Genomic DNA, 17,134 nt, shown 5'->3' with positions numbered 1-17,134 from the left:
AGGGTTCCGTACACGATCAGGTCAGGCGAAACGCCTTACCATCCCAGCTCAGACGTCTGCCGCTTGGGCAGCGAGCATACGCTCCACCACAGAGATGCGCTCGCGAAGGATACGGATCAACGCCTGCGACACATCGGGGTGCTCAGCGATCCAGGCATTGCCAAGAGCGACCAGATCCACCTCAGTGCTGTAACCGGCAATGGCTGAGGGGAACATGAGAGTCACCATATCCTCAGCGGTGTGGAAGGTGTTCTCTGCCCACACGGACTCAAGGGAAGAGAAGTAGTCCTCAACGAAGGGGATGTAGAGCTCAGGGGTCACGCGAGCCTGTGCCCAGAAACCCGCCACCATCGACCAACGTGTGTCATTGGGCAGGGAGGGGTCACGCAGGATAGATTCCCACGCCTCAGCCTTGACATACGCATCCGAACGAGCAGCGCGAGCGCACGCAGCGTTCTGACGTCCCGTCATCGTGTCGTCCTCGGCCTCAAGTGCCGCGATGTCGGCTTCATCAGCAACCCCACCACGCACCAGAGCAATGAGGAGTTCCCACTTCAGGTCAACGTCAAGGTCAAGACCCGACAGGGTTTCTTCGCCCGAGTACAGCAGCTTGAGGGCATCAAACTGGGCGGGGGTAGCGGCGTTGTGGGCGGCAGCACGCACCAGCATTTGCTGCTGATCCGAACCTGATGCGGCCGTGCGGGCCAAGAGCAGTAGACGCTCAGCAACCTCGGCAATAGTCTCGGTGCGGTACTCAGGCGACACGAAAGTACGCAGAGCTTCATCCAGGCGGCGCAGGGCCAGTTGAAGCATCATGGCGTTGTCCTCAACAGGCAGGGCAGCCAGAGCGAGGTTGAGGTAGGCGCGAGCAGGCATCTCACCGTCGCGGCACATATCCCATGCCGTCGACATCAGCACACTACGAGTCAACGGGTCAGTGAAAGAAGCGATGTTTGCGGTGGCGAAAGCCAAAGATTCCTCATCAAGGCGAACCTTGGCGTAAGCAAGATCCCCGTCGTTGACCAGAATCAGATCCGGGCGAGCAATACCGGCTGCTGATTCAACCTCGGTCACCTCACCGTCAACGTCAAGTTCCTCATGGAAGACGCGCTCAATCGCGCCATCTACCAGAGAGTAGCCTGCAACAGCCAGGCGGTGGGGACGCAGGGAGGAGCCTTCAGAGAAGGACTCTTGAGCAATGGCCAAACGTGTCAGGGCACCGTCCTCGCCGGTTTCAATGACGGGACGCAGCAGGGTGATGCCAGCTTCCTCCAGCCACACCTTTGACCATGCGGTGAGGTCGCGGCCCGAAGCCTTTTCCAGCTCAGCAAGCAGATCAGCCAGGGTGGCATTGGAGTAGGAGTGCTTCGTCAGGTACTCGTGAATACCCTCAAGGAAGGCTTCACGGCCGACGTAAGCCACCAGTTGGCGCAGCACAGCGGCACCCTTGGCGTAGGTGATGCCATCAAAGTTCACCTCAACGTCAGCCAGATCACGGATCTCGGCCTTGATGGGGTGGGTGGTGGGTAGCTGATCCTGGCGCATACCCCAGTCCTTACGCAGGCCAAAACCGATCCATGCGTCAACGAACTCGGTGCCCTCAGCCAAAGCAAAGTGGGACATGAACTCAGCGAAAGATTCGTTGAGCCACAGGTCGTTCCACCACTTCATGGTGACCAGATCGCCAAACCACATGTGAGCAAGTTCGTGCAAAATCGTGTTCGCACGGGTTTCAAGCTGAGCATGAGTGGGACGAGTGCGGAAGATGTACTGGTCGCGGAAGGTCACGCAGCCTGCGTTCTCCATAGCGCCAGCGTTGTACTCGGGCACAAAAATCTGATCGTACTTAGTGAAGGGGTAGGCGATGCCGTACTGCTTCTCAAAGAATGCAAACCCCTTCTTTGTGGTGTCAATAATGCGCTCGTGGTCGAGGTGCTCAAGCAGGGAAGCGCGGCAGTAGACACCCAGGTCAATGGTGCGGCCGTCAGAAGAAACGAGGGAGTCGGTCACGCCCTCGTAGGGGCCAGCCACCACAGCGGTGATGTAGGTGGACATACGCTCGGTCTCAGCGAAACGGTAGGTCCAGGTAGCCTCGTTCTTCTCCGGCTCGGGGGTAGGTGCGTTGGAGAAGACCATCCATCCAGCGGGCACAGTCACCGTGAAGGTGAAGGTGGCCTTCAGATCGGGCTGCTCGAAGGAGGCGTACACGCGACGAGCATCTGGCACCTCGAACTGGGAGTAGCAGTACGACTTGCCGTCAGCAGGGTCAACGAAACGGTGCAGACCCTCGCCGGTATGCATGTACTGGCAGTTAGCATCCACCACCAGAGTATTGTTCTCTGCAAGATTCTCCAGAGAAATACGGTGGTCGGCGTGAGCGCTGGCAGGGACAGCCTCGCCATTGAGTTCAATGGAGTGGATGAAATCCGAAACCAGGTCAGCAAAGGTTGACGAACCTGGAACCGCATCAAAAGTGATCGTGGTGCGCGAACGGAAGTCCTTATCATCACCGCTGAGATCAAGCTCAATGTTGTAGTGATGGACAGCCGTAATCGCTTGGGCGCGTTGCGCCGCTTCGTCACGGGTAAGATTCAGACCCGGCATTCGGAGACCTTCCTTGTGAAACGGATGGAATAAGCAGTAGTTATGCACCAGCATCCGAAGACGCTCAACCGTGCCATTCTCCCACGTTGTTCGGACAAACGCACGAATCAACACTGGGAGCAGTTCAAATGTTCACTCTCTGCAGTGATTCCCTTGAGTGCTCAGGCTTGAGGAACGGCATTGAGCAGGGGCGAAGTGCTGGCCACAGGAGACATAAGAACACGTCCAGTGCCTGAATACACATTGACCAGACCTTCTCCAGAGGCCATTGAGCCCAACAGGCTTTTCGAGCTGCGCTCAACCGTGAAGTTCAAAGACGCCGACCATGCGACCGCCAAGGAACCATCAATCTTGAGCACATCATCGTGAAGCTCCACCTCAATGAGCTCTGCACGAGGAACGAAAGATTCCAAAAGGACCACACCTTGACCAGCCAAGGCGAGATTGAAAAACCCCTCCCCGCCGGCAAGGGCAGAAGATACATTGGAACGAGCAACAAGCTTTTGCTGCACCGTTGCTTCGCATGCGAGGAACATGCCGTCCTCAACAACGAGGCTGCCATTCCAGTCGGCCAGGTCCACCGCAAGAAGGTGCTTATATGTCGGTTCAAGGGCGACAAGGCCGCTTCCGCTGTATTCAGGTTTGATCGCTGACTCGCCTGTCACGGTGCTACGCAGCATCTTGCCCAGTAGGTCCCCAGCGCCCTTGACCCCACTGGTTAAAGAGACATTGCCTACTGTCCATTGCATTGCGCCGGCCTGGACAGTCACAGCGGAATTATTGAGCTTGGCAATCGCTTGGCGGCGTCGCACATTCATCTTGCTGGCAAAGTAAGCCGTCTGTGCCGAGGCCATATCCACTGACAAGTCGCGCTCGTATTCGACAATATCGAAGGCTCCCAGGGACTGAACCAGGGTGATGTCGTCATTGTCGATGAGGTTGCGCACGAGAAAAGCCATGAAAAGTTCTTTCTATTTAGGGGGTGTTGGGGCTACCAGATGCGAACGCGATCCTCTGGAGCAATCCAGAGAACATCTCCCGCAGAGACATGGAAGGTGTCAGCGAAGGCGTCCATATTGGCCAGCACCTGGTTGCAGCGGAATTCTGCAGGGGAGTGGGGATCAATAGCGAGGAGCTGGATCGCGTACTCGTTGCGAGCCTTGGAGCGCCATGCCCGAGCCCACGAGGCAAAGAAACGTTCAGCGCCACTGAGTCCATCAATGATGGGAGCATCCTCGACTCGGTCAACACCCTGTTCCTTGAGCAGCGCTATCCATGCCTTCCACGCAATGGTGAGACCGCCAAGGTCGCCGATGTTCTCGCCAATTGTGAGCGCACCATTGACGTGGTAGCCGTCTTCAGGTCCTTCCAAATCCGCAAGAGCTGCTGGAACACACGCGTCATATTGGGCAATAAGTGCCCGAGTTCGATCTTCAAAACGCTGGCGGTCGTCATCTTCCCACCAGTTCGTCAGGTTCCCCTGAGCATCGAATTGTGATCCCTGATCGTCAAAACCGTGACCGATTTCGTGACCAATCACCGCGCCAATGGCCCCAAAGTTCACGGCAGGGTCGGCCTCAACGTCGAAGAATGGAGGTTGGAGGATCGCTGCCGGGAAGACGATCTCATTCATTGTGGGGTTGTAGTAGGCGTTGACTGTCTGAGGGGTCATAAACCACTCATCACGGTCGACCGGTGTGCCCAGTTTGCCCCACTCGTAGTCTGTTTCGAAGTCGGCTGCCGCACGAATGTTATCGACCAGTGTCGCTTCGGGGGAGATAACGAGGGCCGTGTAGTCGCGCCACTTGTTTGGGTAGCCGATCTTGGGGTTGAAGGTGGCGAGCTTTTCGAGCGCACGGGTTTTGGTGGCGTCGCTCATCCAATCCAGGGCGCGGATGGAATCGCCGTAAGCGTCGAGAAGCCTGCGGACGAGGTCATCCATGGCGTCCTTGTGTGCGGGAGGGAAGTGACGTTCCACCCATAGGCGCCCCAACGACTCTCCGAGGGTGCCTTCAACGAGGGACATAGCGCGCTTCCACCGTGGGCGAAGTTCCTCGGTGCCCGCGAGGGTGCGCGAGTAGAAGTCGAAGGATTCGTTGACAAACTCGCGTGAAAGTAGTGATGAGTAGGAGTCAACGATCTTACGCGCAAGCCATGCTTTGAGAGTGGGAAGGGGAGTGTTTTGCCAAAGGAGAGCAGCTCCTTGAATGCAATCGGGTTGACCAACATTGAGATCGGTGCCTTCGGTGGGCGCGTATCCGGCGCTGCGGGCCCATGCATTCCAGTCGAAACCGGGGTAGTCGGCGACGATTTGAGCCCAGGAATGGGGGTTATTTGCCTTTTGGGTGTCGCGCAGGGTGACGGCATCCCAATGGAGGTCAGCCAGTGCGGTTTCAAAATCCATGACGGAGCGTGCAAGTTTGGAAGCTTCAGCCTGTGCGTAGTCAACGGCCCAGGTGCTCATGCTCAAGGCGCGTTCGATGTGGGCAAGGTAGGCATCCCGAATGGCGGCGTATGTGTCCTCGCGGTAGTAGGACTCGTCGGGAAGGCCGAGGCCGGCTTGTCCAAGGTGTGTCACGTATCGGGTGGTGTCGTTGAGGTCGTTACCGACGTAGGCACCAAAGAATGTGGAGATACCGGTGCGAGCAAGGCTGCCTGCGAGCTGCGCAAGACTGTCGTGGTCTGCAGCATCACGTAGTGCGTCGAACAGAGGAAGGATCGGAGTGACGCCGGCGGCTTCGATGGCGTCTTCGTCCATGAATTGCGTATAAAGGGTGGCAATTTTGGCGGCGTCTGGGTCAACAATTGTTCCGGCGATGGCGTCGGTGACGATTGCTTTACCGCGTTCTTCTGACAGGTCACGGAGCGTATAGAAAGCGCCGTCTGTGGGCCGGTCAGCGGGGATGGTGTGTTCGCGCAGCCAAGTGCCGTTGATATGGCGGAAATAGTCGTCTTGGGGGCGGATGGTGCCATCCATCAAAGTGGTGTCGAGAACGCGGGCCAGAAGAGTTGTTTCCATGGGCTTAAGCCTAGAGTGTGGAGTCGGCAGGTGGAGGGATAGAACTTTCTGCTGGGAGTGTCGCTCTTGTGGCGTGAGTTTTGTCCGCTTAAGGCATCGTGTTCTCTCGCCCCGTGATTCTGACAGTGTGTGCACATATGTTCAATAGGGGTGAACGTCCCGCCATCTGGGATGGAAACACGAGATGATTGATCTCAGATGGTAGGCAAAGGCGCCCTGTGGTTAAATGCGCGCCCCATGGACGGACATGAAAAGAGTGATGCGGACATGAAGACAATGAGGACTGATGTCGTTGTCATCGGTGGCGGTTCCACCGGCGCTGGCGTCATCCGTGACGTCGCAATGCGAGGATTCGACGCTGTTCTCATTGAGCGCGGCGACCTCGCCCAAGGTACGTCGGGCCGCTACCACGGTCTCCTCCACTCCGGCGGTCGCTACGTCGTCTCAGACCCCCACTCCGCAACCGAATGTGCTGAGGAAAACGCCATCCTTAAACGCATCAACGCCAATGCTGTTGAGGCCAGCGGTGGCCTCTTCGTGGTCACCCCCGAAGATGATGAGGACTACGCTGACGGCTTCATCGCCGCCGCAAATGCCACGAAAGTTCCTGCCGCAGAGATTTCCATTGCCGAGGCCCTCCGCCGCGAACCTCGACTACACCCCGGCATCAAACGAGCCTTCGAAGTCGAGGACGGCACTGTTGATGGCTGGCAAATGGTGTGGGGAGCGGTACGTTCAGCGAAAGCCTACGGCGCCAAACTCCTTACCTACCACCGCGTCACGCAGATTCTCCGCGAGAATGACCAGGTCAGCGCCGTCCTCGCCCATGATGAACGCTCCGGCGAAGACGTACTGATCGAATGTCGCTTTGTCCTAAACTGTGGTGGCCCGTGGGCAGGTAAGCTCGCCGAAATGGCTGACTGCCACGGGGTTGAGGTTGTTCCCGGAGCCGGCATCATGATCGCCATGAACCACCGCCTCAGCCAAAGCGTGATCAACCGCTGCGTGTACCCGGCAGACGGCGACATCCTCGTCCCTGTTCACCCCGTGTGCATCATTGGAACTACTGACATTCGTGCCGAAGATCCCGACGATCTTCCAATCCCGCAGATTCAAGTTCAGCAGATGCTTGACGCAGGCGAGGCAATGATTCCCGGCTTTAGAAAGTCGCGTGCCATCCACGCTTGGGCTGGCGCCCGCCCCCTCGTCAAGGATTCTCGAGTCTCTGAGTCTGACACTCGCCATATGGGCCGCGGCATGAGCGTTGTCGACCATAAACAGCGCGATGGCCTGGGCGGTCTGTTGACCATCGCGGGCGGTAAACTCACCACCTACCGTCTGATGGCAGAACGCATTGTTGATCACATGTGTGAACAAATGGGGGAGAATCGCCCCTGCCGTACGGCCGATGAAGCCGTGCCCGCTGCTGAAGATGGTCACACTTACGCTATTGGGCACCGCCTCCACGAGGTTGAGAAAGCCGGAAAATCCCCAACATCCCAGCAGATCATCTGCGAATGCGAGCTTGTCACCAAGCAGATGCTGGAGAAGGCCATGGATGACCTTCCTCAGGGCAACCTTGATGATGTGCGCCGCCAGGTCCGTTTGGGTATGGGTCCCTGTCAGGGAGGCTTTTGCTCACAGCGTGCCACCGCCATTGCTCACGAGCGCGGTGATGTTGATATTGAGCGTGCAACAGGGCTGCTGCGCCTGTTCCTCAAGAACCGTTGGATCGGCCTGTGGCCCATCCTCTATGGCGGGCAGGTTCGCCAGAGCGCGTTGGATGAGTGGATTCATGAGGGAATCTTGGACGTTGAGCACCTGCCTGAAGGGGCGAAGGAGGTCGTACGATGAGGGACGCGGTCGTTATTGGAGCCGGTATTGCAGGCTTGGCAGCCGCTATTCGTTTGGCCGACCAAGGAGCGTCAGTCACCCTGGTCACTAAGGGTATTGGTGGTTTACAGCTCAGTCAGGGCACTATCGATATTCTTGGCTATGCTCCCGAAAAGGTCGGTGCGCCTCTGGAGAAGATTCCCGCCTATATCCGTTCGCGCCCCGGCCACCCGTACACTCACTTCACGCCCGCTGAGATTGGCGAGGCTGCCCGCTGGTTGCGCGATCTGCTCGGAGAAGATCTCCTAGTGGGGGACCCGGAGCACAACGTCATCTTGCCGACCGCTGTTGGTGCGCTTCGCCCCACCGCTTTGCCCCAACCGTCAATGATGGCGGGTGTACCCACCCACGGTAAGCACTATGTGATTGTCGGTCTTGAGCGCCTGAAGGACTTTTCTGCTCTGCTCATTGCGAACAATCTTGCTCGTCAAACGACAATCCAAGGCGGCCCGCTTCAGGCTCGCGCCATCACCGTGGATGTGGAGATCCGCCCCGGTGAGTACGACACTAATGGCGTCAACCACGCTCGTGCTTTCGACACGGAAGAGGCGCGCGATCGTCTTGTGGCCGCCGTCAAGCCCCACCTCAAGGAGGGCGATGTTGTTGGTTTGCCTGCAGTGTTGGGTTTGAATGACCTCAATGCGTGGAAGGATATCCGCGACAAGCTGGGCCATGAGGTCTTTGAGATTCCTCTTCCGCCGCCGTCGGTTCCGGGCATGCGCCTCAATCAAGCGCTGACCGAGATCGCGAAGGGCAAGGCGCGTATCCTCATGGGAGCGGCTGTTATCGACCACGAAGAAAAGGACGGCCGACTCGTATCCGTGACTGTCTCTTCGGCGGGTCACCACAAGGTTTTGCGTGCTTCGCATTTTGTCCTTGCTGCAGGCGGTTTTGAATCTGGGGCGCTGGAGATGGATTCCTATTGCGTGGTGCGTGACACCGTTCTTGGCCTGCCCCTGGTGGGCACCGAAGGTCAGTTGCTTCACGCTGACTTTTGGGGTGCCGATCAGCCCTTGTTCCTGTCGGGTATTGCTGTTGATGACCAGATGCGCCCCGTTGACGAGGACGGTGCCGTCGTGTTGGAGAATGTGCGTGCAGCGGGCGGCTGCTTGTCGGGGGCAACCCGCTGGCGTGAAAAGTCTGGCGAAGGTATTGCCCTGGCAACTGCCGTGCGAGCTGCTGATTCGATTGTGGAGGCATTGCGATGACCGTCGAACACATGTCAATCCTTGACCTGAGCGAAGAAGACTTTGGTCTGCGCTCCACCTTGGATGCCTGCGTGAAGTGCACGATCTGCGAGACACAGTGCCCGGTTGCTCGCGTCACGGATTTGTTCCCCGGCCCCAAGTTTGTTGGCCCGCAGGGGGAGCGCTACCGCAAGGACGGCCAGATCGTGGATTCCTCCATTGATTACTGTTCCTCGTGCGGCACCTGCACGCTTGTCTGCCCGCAGGGTGTGAAGGTAGCGGAGATTAACCATCATGCCCGCACCGCCATGAAGGAAGCCAAGGGTATTTCCCTGCGCGATAAACTCATTGCCCGTACAACCTTTATGGGCAAGGTCATGACCCCCGTGGCGCCGATTGCTAACTGGGCGCTGGGGGTCAAACCGATCCGCATTATTACCGAGGCTGTTATTGGTATTCACCGATCAGCTCCCATGCCGGTTGCTCAGACGCGCACCTTCGAGTCGTGGTTCAAGAAGCACACGCCCCTGCCTAATGCTGGCACGAATGGGCAGCAGGTGATCTTCTTCCACGGCTGCGCGGGTGAATATTTCGAGGTTGAGACCTCCATCCACTCGGTGCAGGTTCTAGAGCACTTGGGCTATGAGGTGCTTGTCCCACCTCACGGCTGTTGTGGGTTGGCTCTACAGTCCAATGGCCTCTACGACGATGCGCGCAAGTATGTTTCTCGTCTGAGCAATGACCTGCGTGCGGCGAACCGTGATGCTTTGATCGTGACTGCGTCGGGTTCTTGTGGTGGCATGCTCAAGCACGAGGCCAAGGACATCTTGCGTATGGATACGCCTGAGCTCAACGATGTGTCGGTGCGCACCCGCGATATTTGTGAGTTTCTTATGGATCTGTACGACGAGGGCACGCTGGACCTGAATTTCCAGCATATGGATTTGACCATTCCCTACCACGCTCCCTGCCAGCTCAAGAGCGCTGGCATGGGCATGCCTGCAGTGGAGCTGATGGGTTTGATTCCTGGAGTGAAGGTTGTTGAGTCTGGTCAGCCCTGCTGCGGTATGGCCGGTACCTATGGTGTGAAGAAAGAAAAGTACGACATTGCCCAGGCTGTGGGCCAGCCCGTCTTTGACTTCATTAAGCAGGTCAATGCTGAGCTGGCGGCCTGCGATACGGAGACCTGCCGTTGGCAGTTGCGTACCGCGACTGGCGCCAATGTTGTCCACCCCATCTGGCTGATTCACAAGGCCTATGGCCTGAGCTGAATACGGATTTCTATAATGCTGTCAACGTGCGGTTGTACAGGTGCGACCATTTGCTAGGGGCGTACTTGGGATAAAAAGGAGTGCTTCGTCCTGTCCCGAGCACGCACGTAACCTCACGACGAATTTGTGAGTAGAGGGGGAGTTAGCCCGCGTGGAGTAGTGCTTCTCTGCTAAATTGATGATTGTTTAATCAGGGTTTTCTGTGCGGGCTGTGGGGGTTGGCGTGTCAGTTTTTGGTGAGTATGAGGCTCCTCTTCGTTTCAGTTTTCATTTTGCTGATCGACTTGCGGTGTCGTTGCGTGCCATGGCTACGGCGGTGGGAACCTTTGAGCAGCAGCTAGGAAACGCTCAGCGTCGAGCTGAGGAGGGGTTTGCGGGGTATTTTTCTCGGGTTTTCACCGACAACATGCGGGTGGCACGTCTCGATGCTGAGGAGATTGTGGATGCGCTACATTGTGCTGCCGAGTACGTGGACTGGATCGCGGCAGAGGCCGCAAAAGAGAACCGTCGCAGGGCGCAGGTTCGACAGTACATGGCTGAACATGATGACTGGTGGGAACTTCTCTACGATGATTTCTTCGGAGAGGCTGGTATTCCTCCCTTCGCCCCGGATGTTCTACCCTCGTGTGCAGTTCCTTCCCCTAGTGTTCGACGTAGGGAGCATGATCGTCGCTTAGGGATGAGTGGAGGCATTTCGGCAGCGTACCCAGAGAATCTTCGTTCTGCAGCGCAAATGCTTATAGGTGCGCGCGGGGGACTTCCTTCAATTGAACGATTGCTGGCAGATATCGCGGACTTTCCGAATCAATGCCAATACGGCAACCTTGACTTTGGAACCATTCCGACAACGCTCCCACATTGGCATGACCTTAATGGGCTTGAGGTAACGTGGTTGGAAACTGTTGCGCAGGCGTTTGAAGCTGCGGGGGCGGTGGGGGATGTCTCTACGTCCTTGCCTGATGCTGCACTCATTGAGGCGTTGCGTGTAGCCGGTGTCACTGTACATCGTGAGGATCTGGATATTACCTCGCCAGTGTTGTCGGGGTTTCGTCCCGGAACGGGCTACGCTCTTGATCCGGTGAATGTGGCGACCGGTAACTTTATTGAGCCTGAGGTTGATTTTGCCTTCTCAGGTGGTTCAGCCTCGTTGCGTCTAACACGAATGTATAACTCTTTGGCATCTCATTCGGGTGTTTTTGGTCAGGGGTGGATGTCGGTTTTGGACCAGCGTCTTATCCAGACAGATGATGTGTGGACGTGGGTGATGGCTGACGGACGGTATGTTTCCTTTCCTGCTCCTGAAGGAAAGGAAACGCGCGCTAGTGGGCAACATTATTGGTTGACTCTAGATGAATCTGGGAGCGATCCTTTTTTCGCACCGCTGATGACGAGGGAAGAAGCCTGCTGGGTGGTTAGTGACAACTCCGGTAGCCGGTGGCTGTTTTCTTGTTCTGGTGTGTGGCTTGGTGAAATGAGTGATTCCGTTGGGATACGTGTTGAACGCAGTGTCGATGGGGAGGTTATCGGTCTTCGTCACCAACGTGGACGCGGCATTAGTTTTGAATACGTTGACGGGCATGTTGCGCGTGCTTTGACCAGTGACGGAAAGCATTGTGACTACCTCTATGACGATTTGGGGCGTCTGTGTGAGGTGAGAACGAAGGAGGGAGTGCTTCGTCAATACGAGTGGGACGACAACTCCCTTTTGCGTGCTGTTACCTCTGCTGATGGGGTGCGCGAGGTGGAGAACGAGTATGACGAGTGCGGGCGAGTACGGTGCCAGCGGACTCGTTTTGGACGTGAGGTTGTGTTCCGCTATCTGCCAGGTGGGGTGACTGCAGTAACCGATCGGGATGATTCACGCGCAAACGTGTGGGTGTCTGACAATCGAGGCAGGCTCTTGGGTGTAGTGGATGCGGATGGGAACCGCCAGTCCATGTCTTACGACCAGTACGGCAATGTTGTGTTGAGTCGGGATCGTGCTGGTCAGGAGACTGTTCATATCTACGATCAGCGAGGGCGACGCACTCAATCGGTATTGCCTTCGGGCGGTCGAGTTTCCTTGGAGTGGGATGCGCATGATCGTCTGACCACGATGATGACGGAAGAGGGAAGCGTTCTTCGGTACGTTTATGCGTCGGATGGAGATCGCCAGCCGTGTCAGATTATTGATCCGTTGGGGGCGGTGACTTCTCTGGAATGGATGGGAGGTCTGCTCAAGCGGGTCACGGATCCAGAGGGTGTATTTGTTGGTTTCGAGTATGACGAGTATGGTGACCTGATTGCGACGAGTAATCCTGATGGTGCGGTTGCTAGGATTATTCGTGATGCCTCTGGGCGTGTTATTGAGGCGGTGAGTCCGGGTGGGGCTGTTACCCGTCTGACCTACGACTATCATGGACACGTCATTGAGCGGGAGGAACCTGACGGTGCTGTCTGGCGTTTTAAGCGTTCGCAAGAGGGGCGTCTATTGGCAGTGGTCGACCCGGCGGGCGCGGTCACAACTATGGAATATGGGGCGCATGGCGAGTGTGTTCGTACTTGTGATCCGCTGGGCCGCGTTGTGGAGCGTGGTGTTGATGATGCCGGAAATGTTGAACGCTTGACGTTGCCTGATGGGGCGGAGTTTGTTTTTTCTTTTGATGCCCTGTCGCGTATGCGGGAAGTTGTCTCACCTGAGGGTTCTCGGTGGAAGAAGGACTACGACGCTGTTGGCCGTGTGATTGGCATGGTTGACCCCACTGGCCGAACTCACCAGATGAAGCCAGCGGCAAATGGGGATTCGATTGCGACAGTCAGTGGCGATGGGCATTCTGATTATGGGATTAGTTTTGATGCCTATGGTCGGCCGACTCAGACATCTGATATGTATGGCGTGGACAGTGTCATTACCTATGATGCTGCGGGTCGACCGGTTGAGGTGCTTGACGCTGAGGGCGGGCTGGCGGTCTTTCGGAGAGATCGCGCGGGGCGCGTCATTGAGCATGTTGCACCTGATGGGAGGAGCACAGGATATACCTATGATGCGTGTGGCCGCGTACTCAGCGTGGAGGGTCCTGGAGGTGCGCGGTCTAGCTTTGAGTACGATGCTGATTCTCGCGTGGTGGCACGAATCTCTCCCCTGGGCGAGCGCTCAGAGTTCATCTATGACGTATGTGGGCGACTTCTAGAAGCGTGGGTACCGGGGCAAGGCAGGAGCGTATTCCGTTACGACGTGTGTGGGCGCGTGGTCTATCAGCGGGATTCTTTGACGGGGATTCGTCGTTTTTCCTATGACGCGGCTGGTCAGATGGTCAAGGCCATCAATGGTGTGGGTGGGGTGACTCGTTACGAGTATGACGCTCAGGGGCGAGTCGTGGCAATTATTGATCCTCGCGGCGGTCGAACTGTGCGAACCTACAATGATCTGGGGCGTGTCACGAGTGTTACTGATCCTCTTGGCCGCAGCACTACTGCTACTTATGATGCGGCAGGGCGGGTACTTTCCCAGACAAACCCCGAAGGAGTTACTTTATCCTTCACTTATGATGCGAACGGTGCTCGGGAGGCTGTTTACGCTGATGGACGTTTGCTCAGTCGAGTCGAGCGTGATCTGGTTAATCGTACACTTCGGGTGACTGACCATTCTGACCCGCACGCACCGGCGATGCAACACAGCTTGGTGTATGACCGGATGGGGAGGCTTATTCGGAAGCGAAGCGATTGGGGTCACAGGGAAGGGATTGCGCGGAGCGTTGAGGAGTCTCATTGGGAGTATGACCAGCTCGGTCGGCGTAGTGCATATGTCAGCCCCGATGGTACGAGGATGTCTTACCGCTACGATGAGCGCGGTTACCTTCAGTCTATTGACCATCCCGTTATTGGCCGGTTTCTGTGCGAGTACGATTCTGACGGTCGTCTTGTTTCCTCCACGGTAAACGGAACCACACAACGCTGGGAGTACGATCAGGGCTACGTTTCTCGACACAGCGTTGTCAGCCACGATAAGGGGCAGGGAGTTCCCGCGCTTCAGGTGAGCCTTACCGAGGTTGAGCGCGACACCTGGGGGCGAATCATCCGTCACGAGAGTGACGGGCAGGTGTTTACCTATGAGTATGACGATGCGCATCAGCTTGTGTCTGCGCGCAGTGCCGAGTCTAGTCAACGGTGGGATTATGACGAGGTAGGACGCCTTGTGCGCCATTGTGATGGTGGACGGTCATCAGAGTTTGTGTATGACGCCGCAAGTCAGTTGACTCGTATCCGTTACAGTAACGGCGACTATAGGGTCTTTTCCTATGACGGTGTTGGTAGGCGCGTGAGCGAACGCAGTCAGCATGGCGTGGAGAAGCGCTACTCCTGGGATGAACGAGGCTGGTTGTCAGCCGTGACCCTTGTAGAGGACAGTGGTACCTCCCGCACGATTGACACGCATGTGAATGCCTTGGGTGAACTCCAATCAATCAATGAATCTCAACTGTGGTGGGATAGTGCAGCAGGGTTGCCGTGCTTAACAGGAGCCGATGGAGTATCAATCTTTGCTCTTCCTGGAGGGGGGAGTGTCGCCGAGGGGCAGGTGCCTGGCTCACAGTGGCGTCCAGGAAGGGCATCTCAACAAAGTAACCCGTGGCGTGCTGGTGCCAATAGTGTTGACGCCTCAGCGTGGCAGGTGATGCCTTCAGGAGGTGTGAGTATTGCTGGGTTGGAATGGATGGGTGCGCGACTCTATGATCCAAGCACTACGCAGTTCGTATCTCGCGATCCAATGGTGGCTCCAGCGGGCAGTGTATGGGAGCACCACCCGTACAACTACGCGGCGAACAATCCCCTCAATGTTCAAGACCCCCTGGGGCTTTCCCCGGTAACAGATTCTCAGTTGGCTCTGTACAACTCCTTTGCTCATCCTGGAGGGGTTGTTGGGGTTGCGGGCGAGTGGTTGAGCGATAACTGGGAGTATGTCCTGGGTGGGGTGGGCATTGTTGCTGGTGTCGCACTGATGTTTACCGGAGTTGGCGGTCCAGCGGGCATCGCATTGATGGCGGCCTCCGGCGCTCTTATCAGTGGCGGGGTGTCGATTGGTACCCAGAAGTATTTCAACGGCAGTGTGGATCCTGCAACTGTCGGACTCGATATGCTTATTGGCGGAGTAAGCGGAGGGCTTGGAGCTGGAGCAAGCAGCGTCATTGCCCGTCAAGGTTTATCACGCTTTGGTACTTTTGCCGTCGATACCGCTTCTGGAGGCTTCATTGATGGGGTTGTGGATTACTCCCAAACCCCTGGGCCGCATAGCTTGTCTACCTTTGCTCGGAGTGTCTCGCGGGCAACGCTAGAGAACGCAGTGACCGGTGGCATCGGCCATGTTCCTAACCTTAAACATGTTGATGTATCTGTGCCTCAGTTGCGCCCTACCCTGGAATACACAGACATCCCATCGGTGCCGCGTCGAACTAACGACATCAACGTGAACCCAGAACCGCCGGAATGGCTTGACTGGGACAAGCGGGGCGCTCTGGATACTGTTGAGCACGGAGGGACGACGAGTGACACGAGGCGTGTGATCGGCCGGAACAGCAGGCAAAACGATGCCGTACACGAACATATTCGCCTCCTGTTAGAACACCGAGTAACGCCGCAAGAAATTCGTCTTAATCAACAGCAAGTCAATATTGATGGACATCGTGTTGGAGTGAATCGCCCTGACCTTCAGTTCACTCATAGAGGCGAACGTTACTATTTTGAGTATGAAGGGCCTGCCTCTACTCGAGGTCCTGGTCATGCCGAACGTATCAGAGCCAACGACCCCTCGGGGCGGGTATATATTTTGGAGGAAGATAATGGCTACGCCTTTCCTGACATCTTTAGATGAGCGCTTTACATTGTTTGGGGAGCGATTTGTCCCAACAACGAACATGTTTACATTTGTACGGGCTGATCCTCAGACTTTGATAGTTGGCAACACGGAATGGGCGAATAGTTTGAATAATTATTTGGCGTCGTGGCGTCATGAAGACTTGTCTGTGGAGGAGGGTTTGGCGTCCTTGGAGCCTTTGTGTGGAGATGATTATCGTGTGGAGTTGATTGTGCCAACACGTAATCCCGAATGGGCTGCCGTATTTAGTAACAGCTTCGCTGGTGGTAGTGGAACATCACCGTATTGGGCAGAAAGCAATTTGTCTGCCGACACGGTTATGGTGAGTTTGGCTCGGTCGGTTCGTACGGGTGAGTTTGGTCGGGGTCAGTTGGGTGGGTGTCAGTTTGCGTATAACCGTTTTGTGGATGGGGGTGTGCGTGAGCATTATTCTGTGTCGGTGATTAATGAGGGTTCATCTCGTCCACGGTGGCGTTTCCTTCATTCTATGGCGTTTGCCGATTTTGAGGATCGTGGGGCGGTCGGGTGGTGGATCGTTTTACTCCGGCAATGTTGGTTGAGTATTGTGCGGCGTTGGGGTTGCGTCCTTTTGATGAGGATTTTTATGCCGACGAGTGTTACCGAATGATAGAGCAGGCGAAGGGGTGGGAGTCGCGGCGTCCTATTCGGCGGAGTTTCCATGAGGAGCAGTACCGCCGGGGTTTTACGGATGTGAAGCCGGACTCCATGATTTAAGACTTGCGTGCGCAGGTGACGAACCCGTGGAGGAGGATAATGGGTATGCCTTTCCTGACGGTTTTAGATGAGCGTTTTACCTTGTTTGGGGAGCGATTTGTGCCGGTCACAAACAGGATTGCTTTTCTTCGTGCTGATGGTGAGGTTGCGGTGCGGGGGAGTGCTGAGTGGGCGAATGGTTTGAGTAACTATTCGGCGTCGTGGCGTCATGAAGACTTGTCTGTGGAAGAAGGGCTGGCATCGTTGGAGCCTTTGTGTGGGGATGATTATCGTGTGGAGTTGATTGTACCGACGGCTAATCCTGAGTGAGTGGCGGTCTTTGGGAACCGCTTTGGTGGTGGAACAGGCGGTTCTACTGTGTTTTGGGCCGAGGCGAATCTGTTGGCGGAGAGTGTCATGGTGAATTTGGCTCGGTCGGTTCGTACGGGTGAGTTTGGTCGGGGTCAGTTGGGTGGGTGTCAGTTTGCGTATGATCGTTTTGTGGAGGGGGGTGTGCGTGAGCATTATTCTGTGTCGGTGATTAATGAGGGGTCGTCTCGTCCGCGGTGGGTGTTTGAGCATTCGGAGTTGTATGCCG

Annotated in this window: 9 protein-coding genes; 6 read left to right on the top strand and 3 right to left on the bottom strand. The window is 56.4% G+C overall.

Annotated features, from left to right (window positions below):
* Window positions 1-48: 48 nt before the first annotated feature.
* The 3 genes from pepN to EII11_RS07975 form a co-directional block, all read right to left on the bottom strand.
* The gene (gene pepN / locus EII11_RS07985; RefSeq protein WP_124871262.1) at window positions 49-2,604 is read right to left on the bottom strand and encodes an aminopeptidase N; all 2,556 of its coding nucleotides are present in this window, start codon (window positions 2,602-2,604) and stop codon (window positions 49-51) included.
* Between the two features lie 161 nt (window positions 2,605-2,765).
* Window positions 2,766-3,563, bottom strand: coding sequence for an AIM24 family protein (locus tag EII11_RS07980; RefSeq protein WP_124871260.1), 798 nt, complete (start codon window positions 3,561-3,563; stop codon window positions 2,766-2,768).
* A 32-nt stretch (window positions 3,564-3,595) separates the two neighbouring features.
* Complete coding sequence (locus EII11_RS07975) at window positions 3,596-5,623, bottom strand: M13 family metallopeptidase (protein ID WP_124871256.1); 2,028 nt, start codon at window positions 5,621-5,623, stop codon at window positions 3,596-3,598.
* Between the two features lie 267 nt (window positions 5,624-5,890).
* On the opposite strand from EII11_RS07975, the gene glpA reads away from it, so the two are divergent.
* The 6 genes from glpA to EII11_RS07945 all read left to right on the top strand — a co-directional run bounded on the left by glpA (window position 5,891) and on the right by EII11_RS07945 (window position 16,866).
* Complete coding sequence (gene glpA, locus EII11_RS07970; protein WP_124871253.1) at window positions 5,891-7,477, top strand: anaerobic glycerol-3-phosphate dehydrogenase subunit GlpA; 1,587 nt, start codon at window positions 5,891-5,893, stop codon at window positions 7,475-7,477.
* Window positions 7,474-8,724 carry a glycerol-3-phosphate dehydrogenase subunit GlpB gene (gene glpB / locus EII11_RS07965; protein ID WP_124871249.1) on the top strand — a complete coding sequence of 417 codons (1,251 nt, stop codon included), beginning with the start codon at window positions 7,474-7,476 and terminating at the stop codon, window positions 8,722-8,724. The genes glpA and glpB overlap by 4 nt, the downstream gene beginning before the upstream one ends.
* Window positions 8,721-9,974: an anaerobic glycerol-3-phosphate dehydrogenase subunit C gene (locus tag EII11_RS07960; RefSeq protein ID WP_124871246.1), complete on the top strand. Its 1,254-nt coding sequence runs from the start codon at window positions 8,721-8,723 to the stop codon at window positions 9,972-9,974. The genes glpB and EII11_RS07960 overlap by 4 nt, the downstream gene beginning before the upstream one ends.
* 223 nt (window positions 9,975-10,197) lie before the next feature.
* The gene (locus EII11_RS07955; protein WP_124871243.1) at window positions 10,198-15,819 is read left to right on the top strand and encodes a DUF6531 domain-containing protein; all 5,622 of its coding nucleotides are present in this window, start codon (window positions 10,198-10,200) and stop codon (window positions 15,817-15,819) included.
* Window positions 15,788-16,450 (top strand): hypothetical protein, encoded by a 663-nt coding sequence (locus tag EII11_RS07950; protein ID WP_124871240.1) that lies wholly within the window; start codon window positions 15,788-15,790, stop codon window positions 16,448-16,450. Before EII11_RS07955 ends, EII11_RS07950 begins: the two co-directional genes overlap by 32 nt.
* Window positions 16,451-16,596: 146 nt before the next feature.
* On the top strand, window positions 16,597-16,866 hold the full coding sequence (locus tag EII11_RS07945; protein ID WP_124871236.1) for a hypothetical protein: 270 nt from the start codon (window positions 16,597-16,599) through the stop codon (window positions 16,864-16,866).
* Window positions 16,867-17,134 lie beyond the last annotated feature (268 nt).

The organism is Schaalia canis (genome assembly GCF_003858455.1).
Taxonomy (GTDB): domain Bacteria; phylum Actinomycetota; class Actinomycetes; order Actinomycetales; family Actinomycetaceae; genus Pauljensenia; species Pauljensenia canis.
Note: the sequence above shows the minus strand (reverse complement) of the source record. Positions and strands in the feature narration are given on the sequence as shown.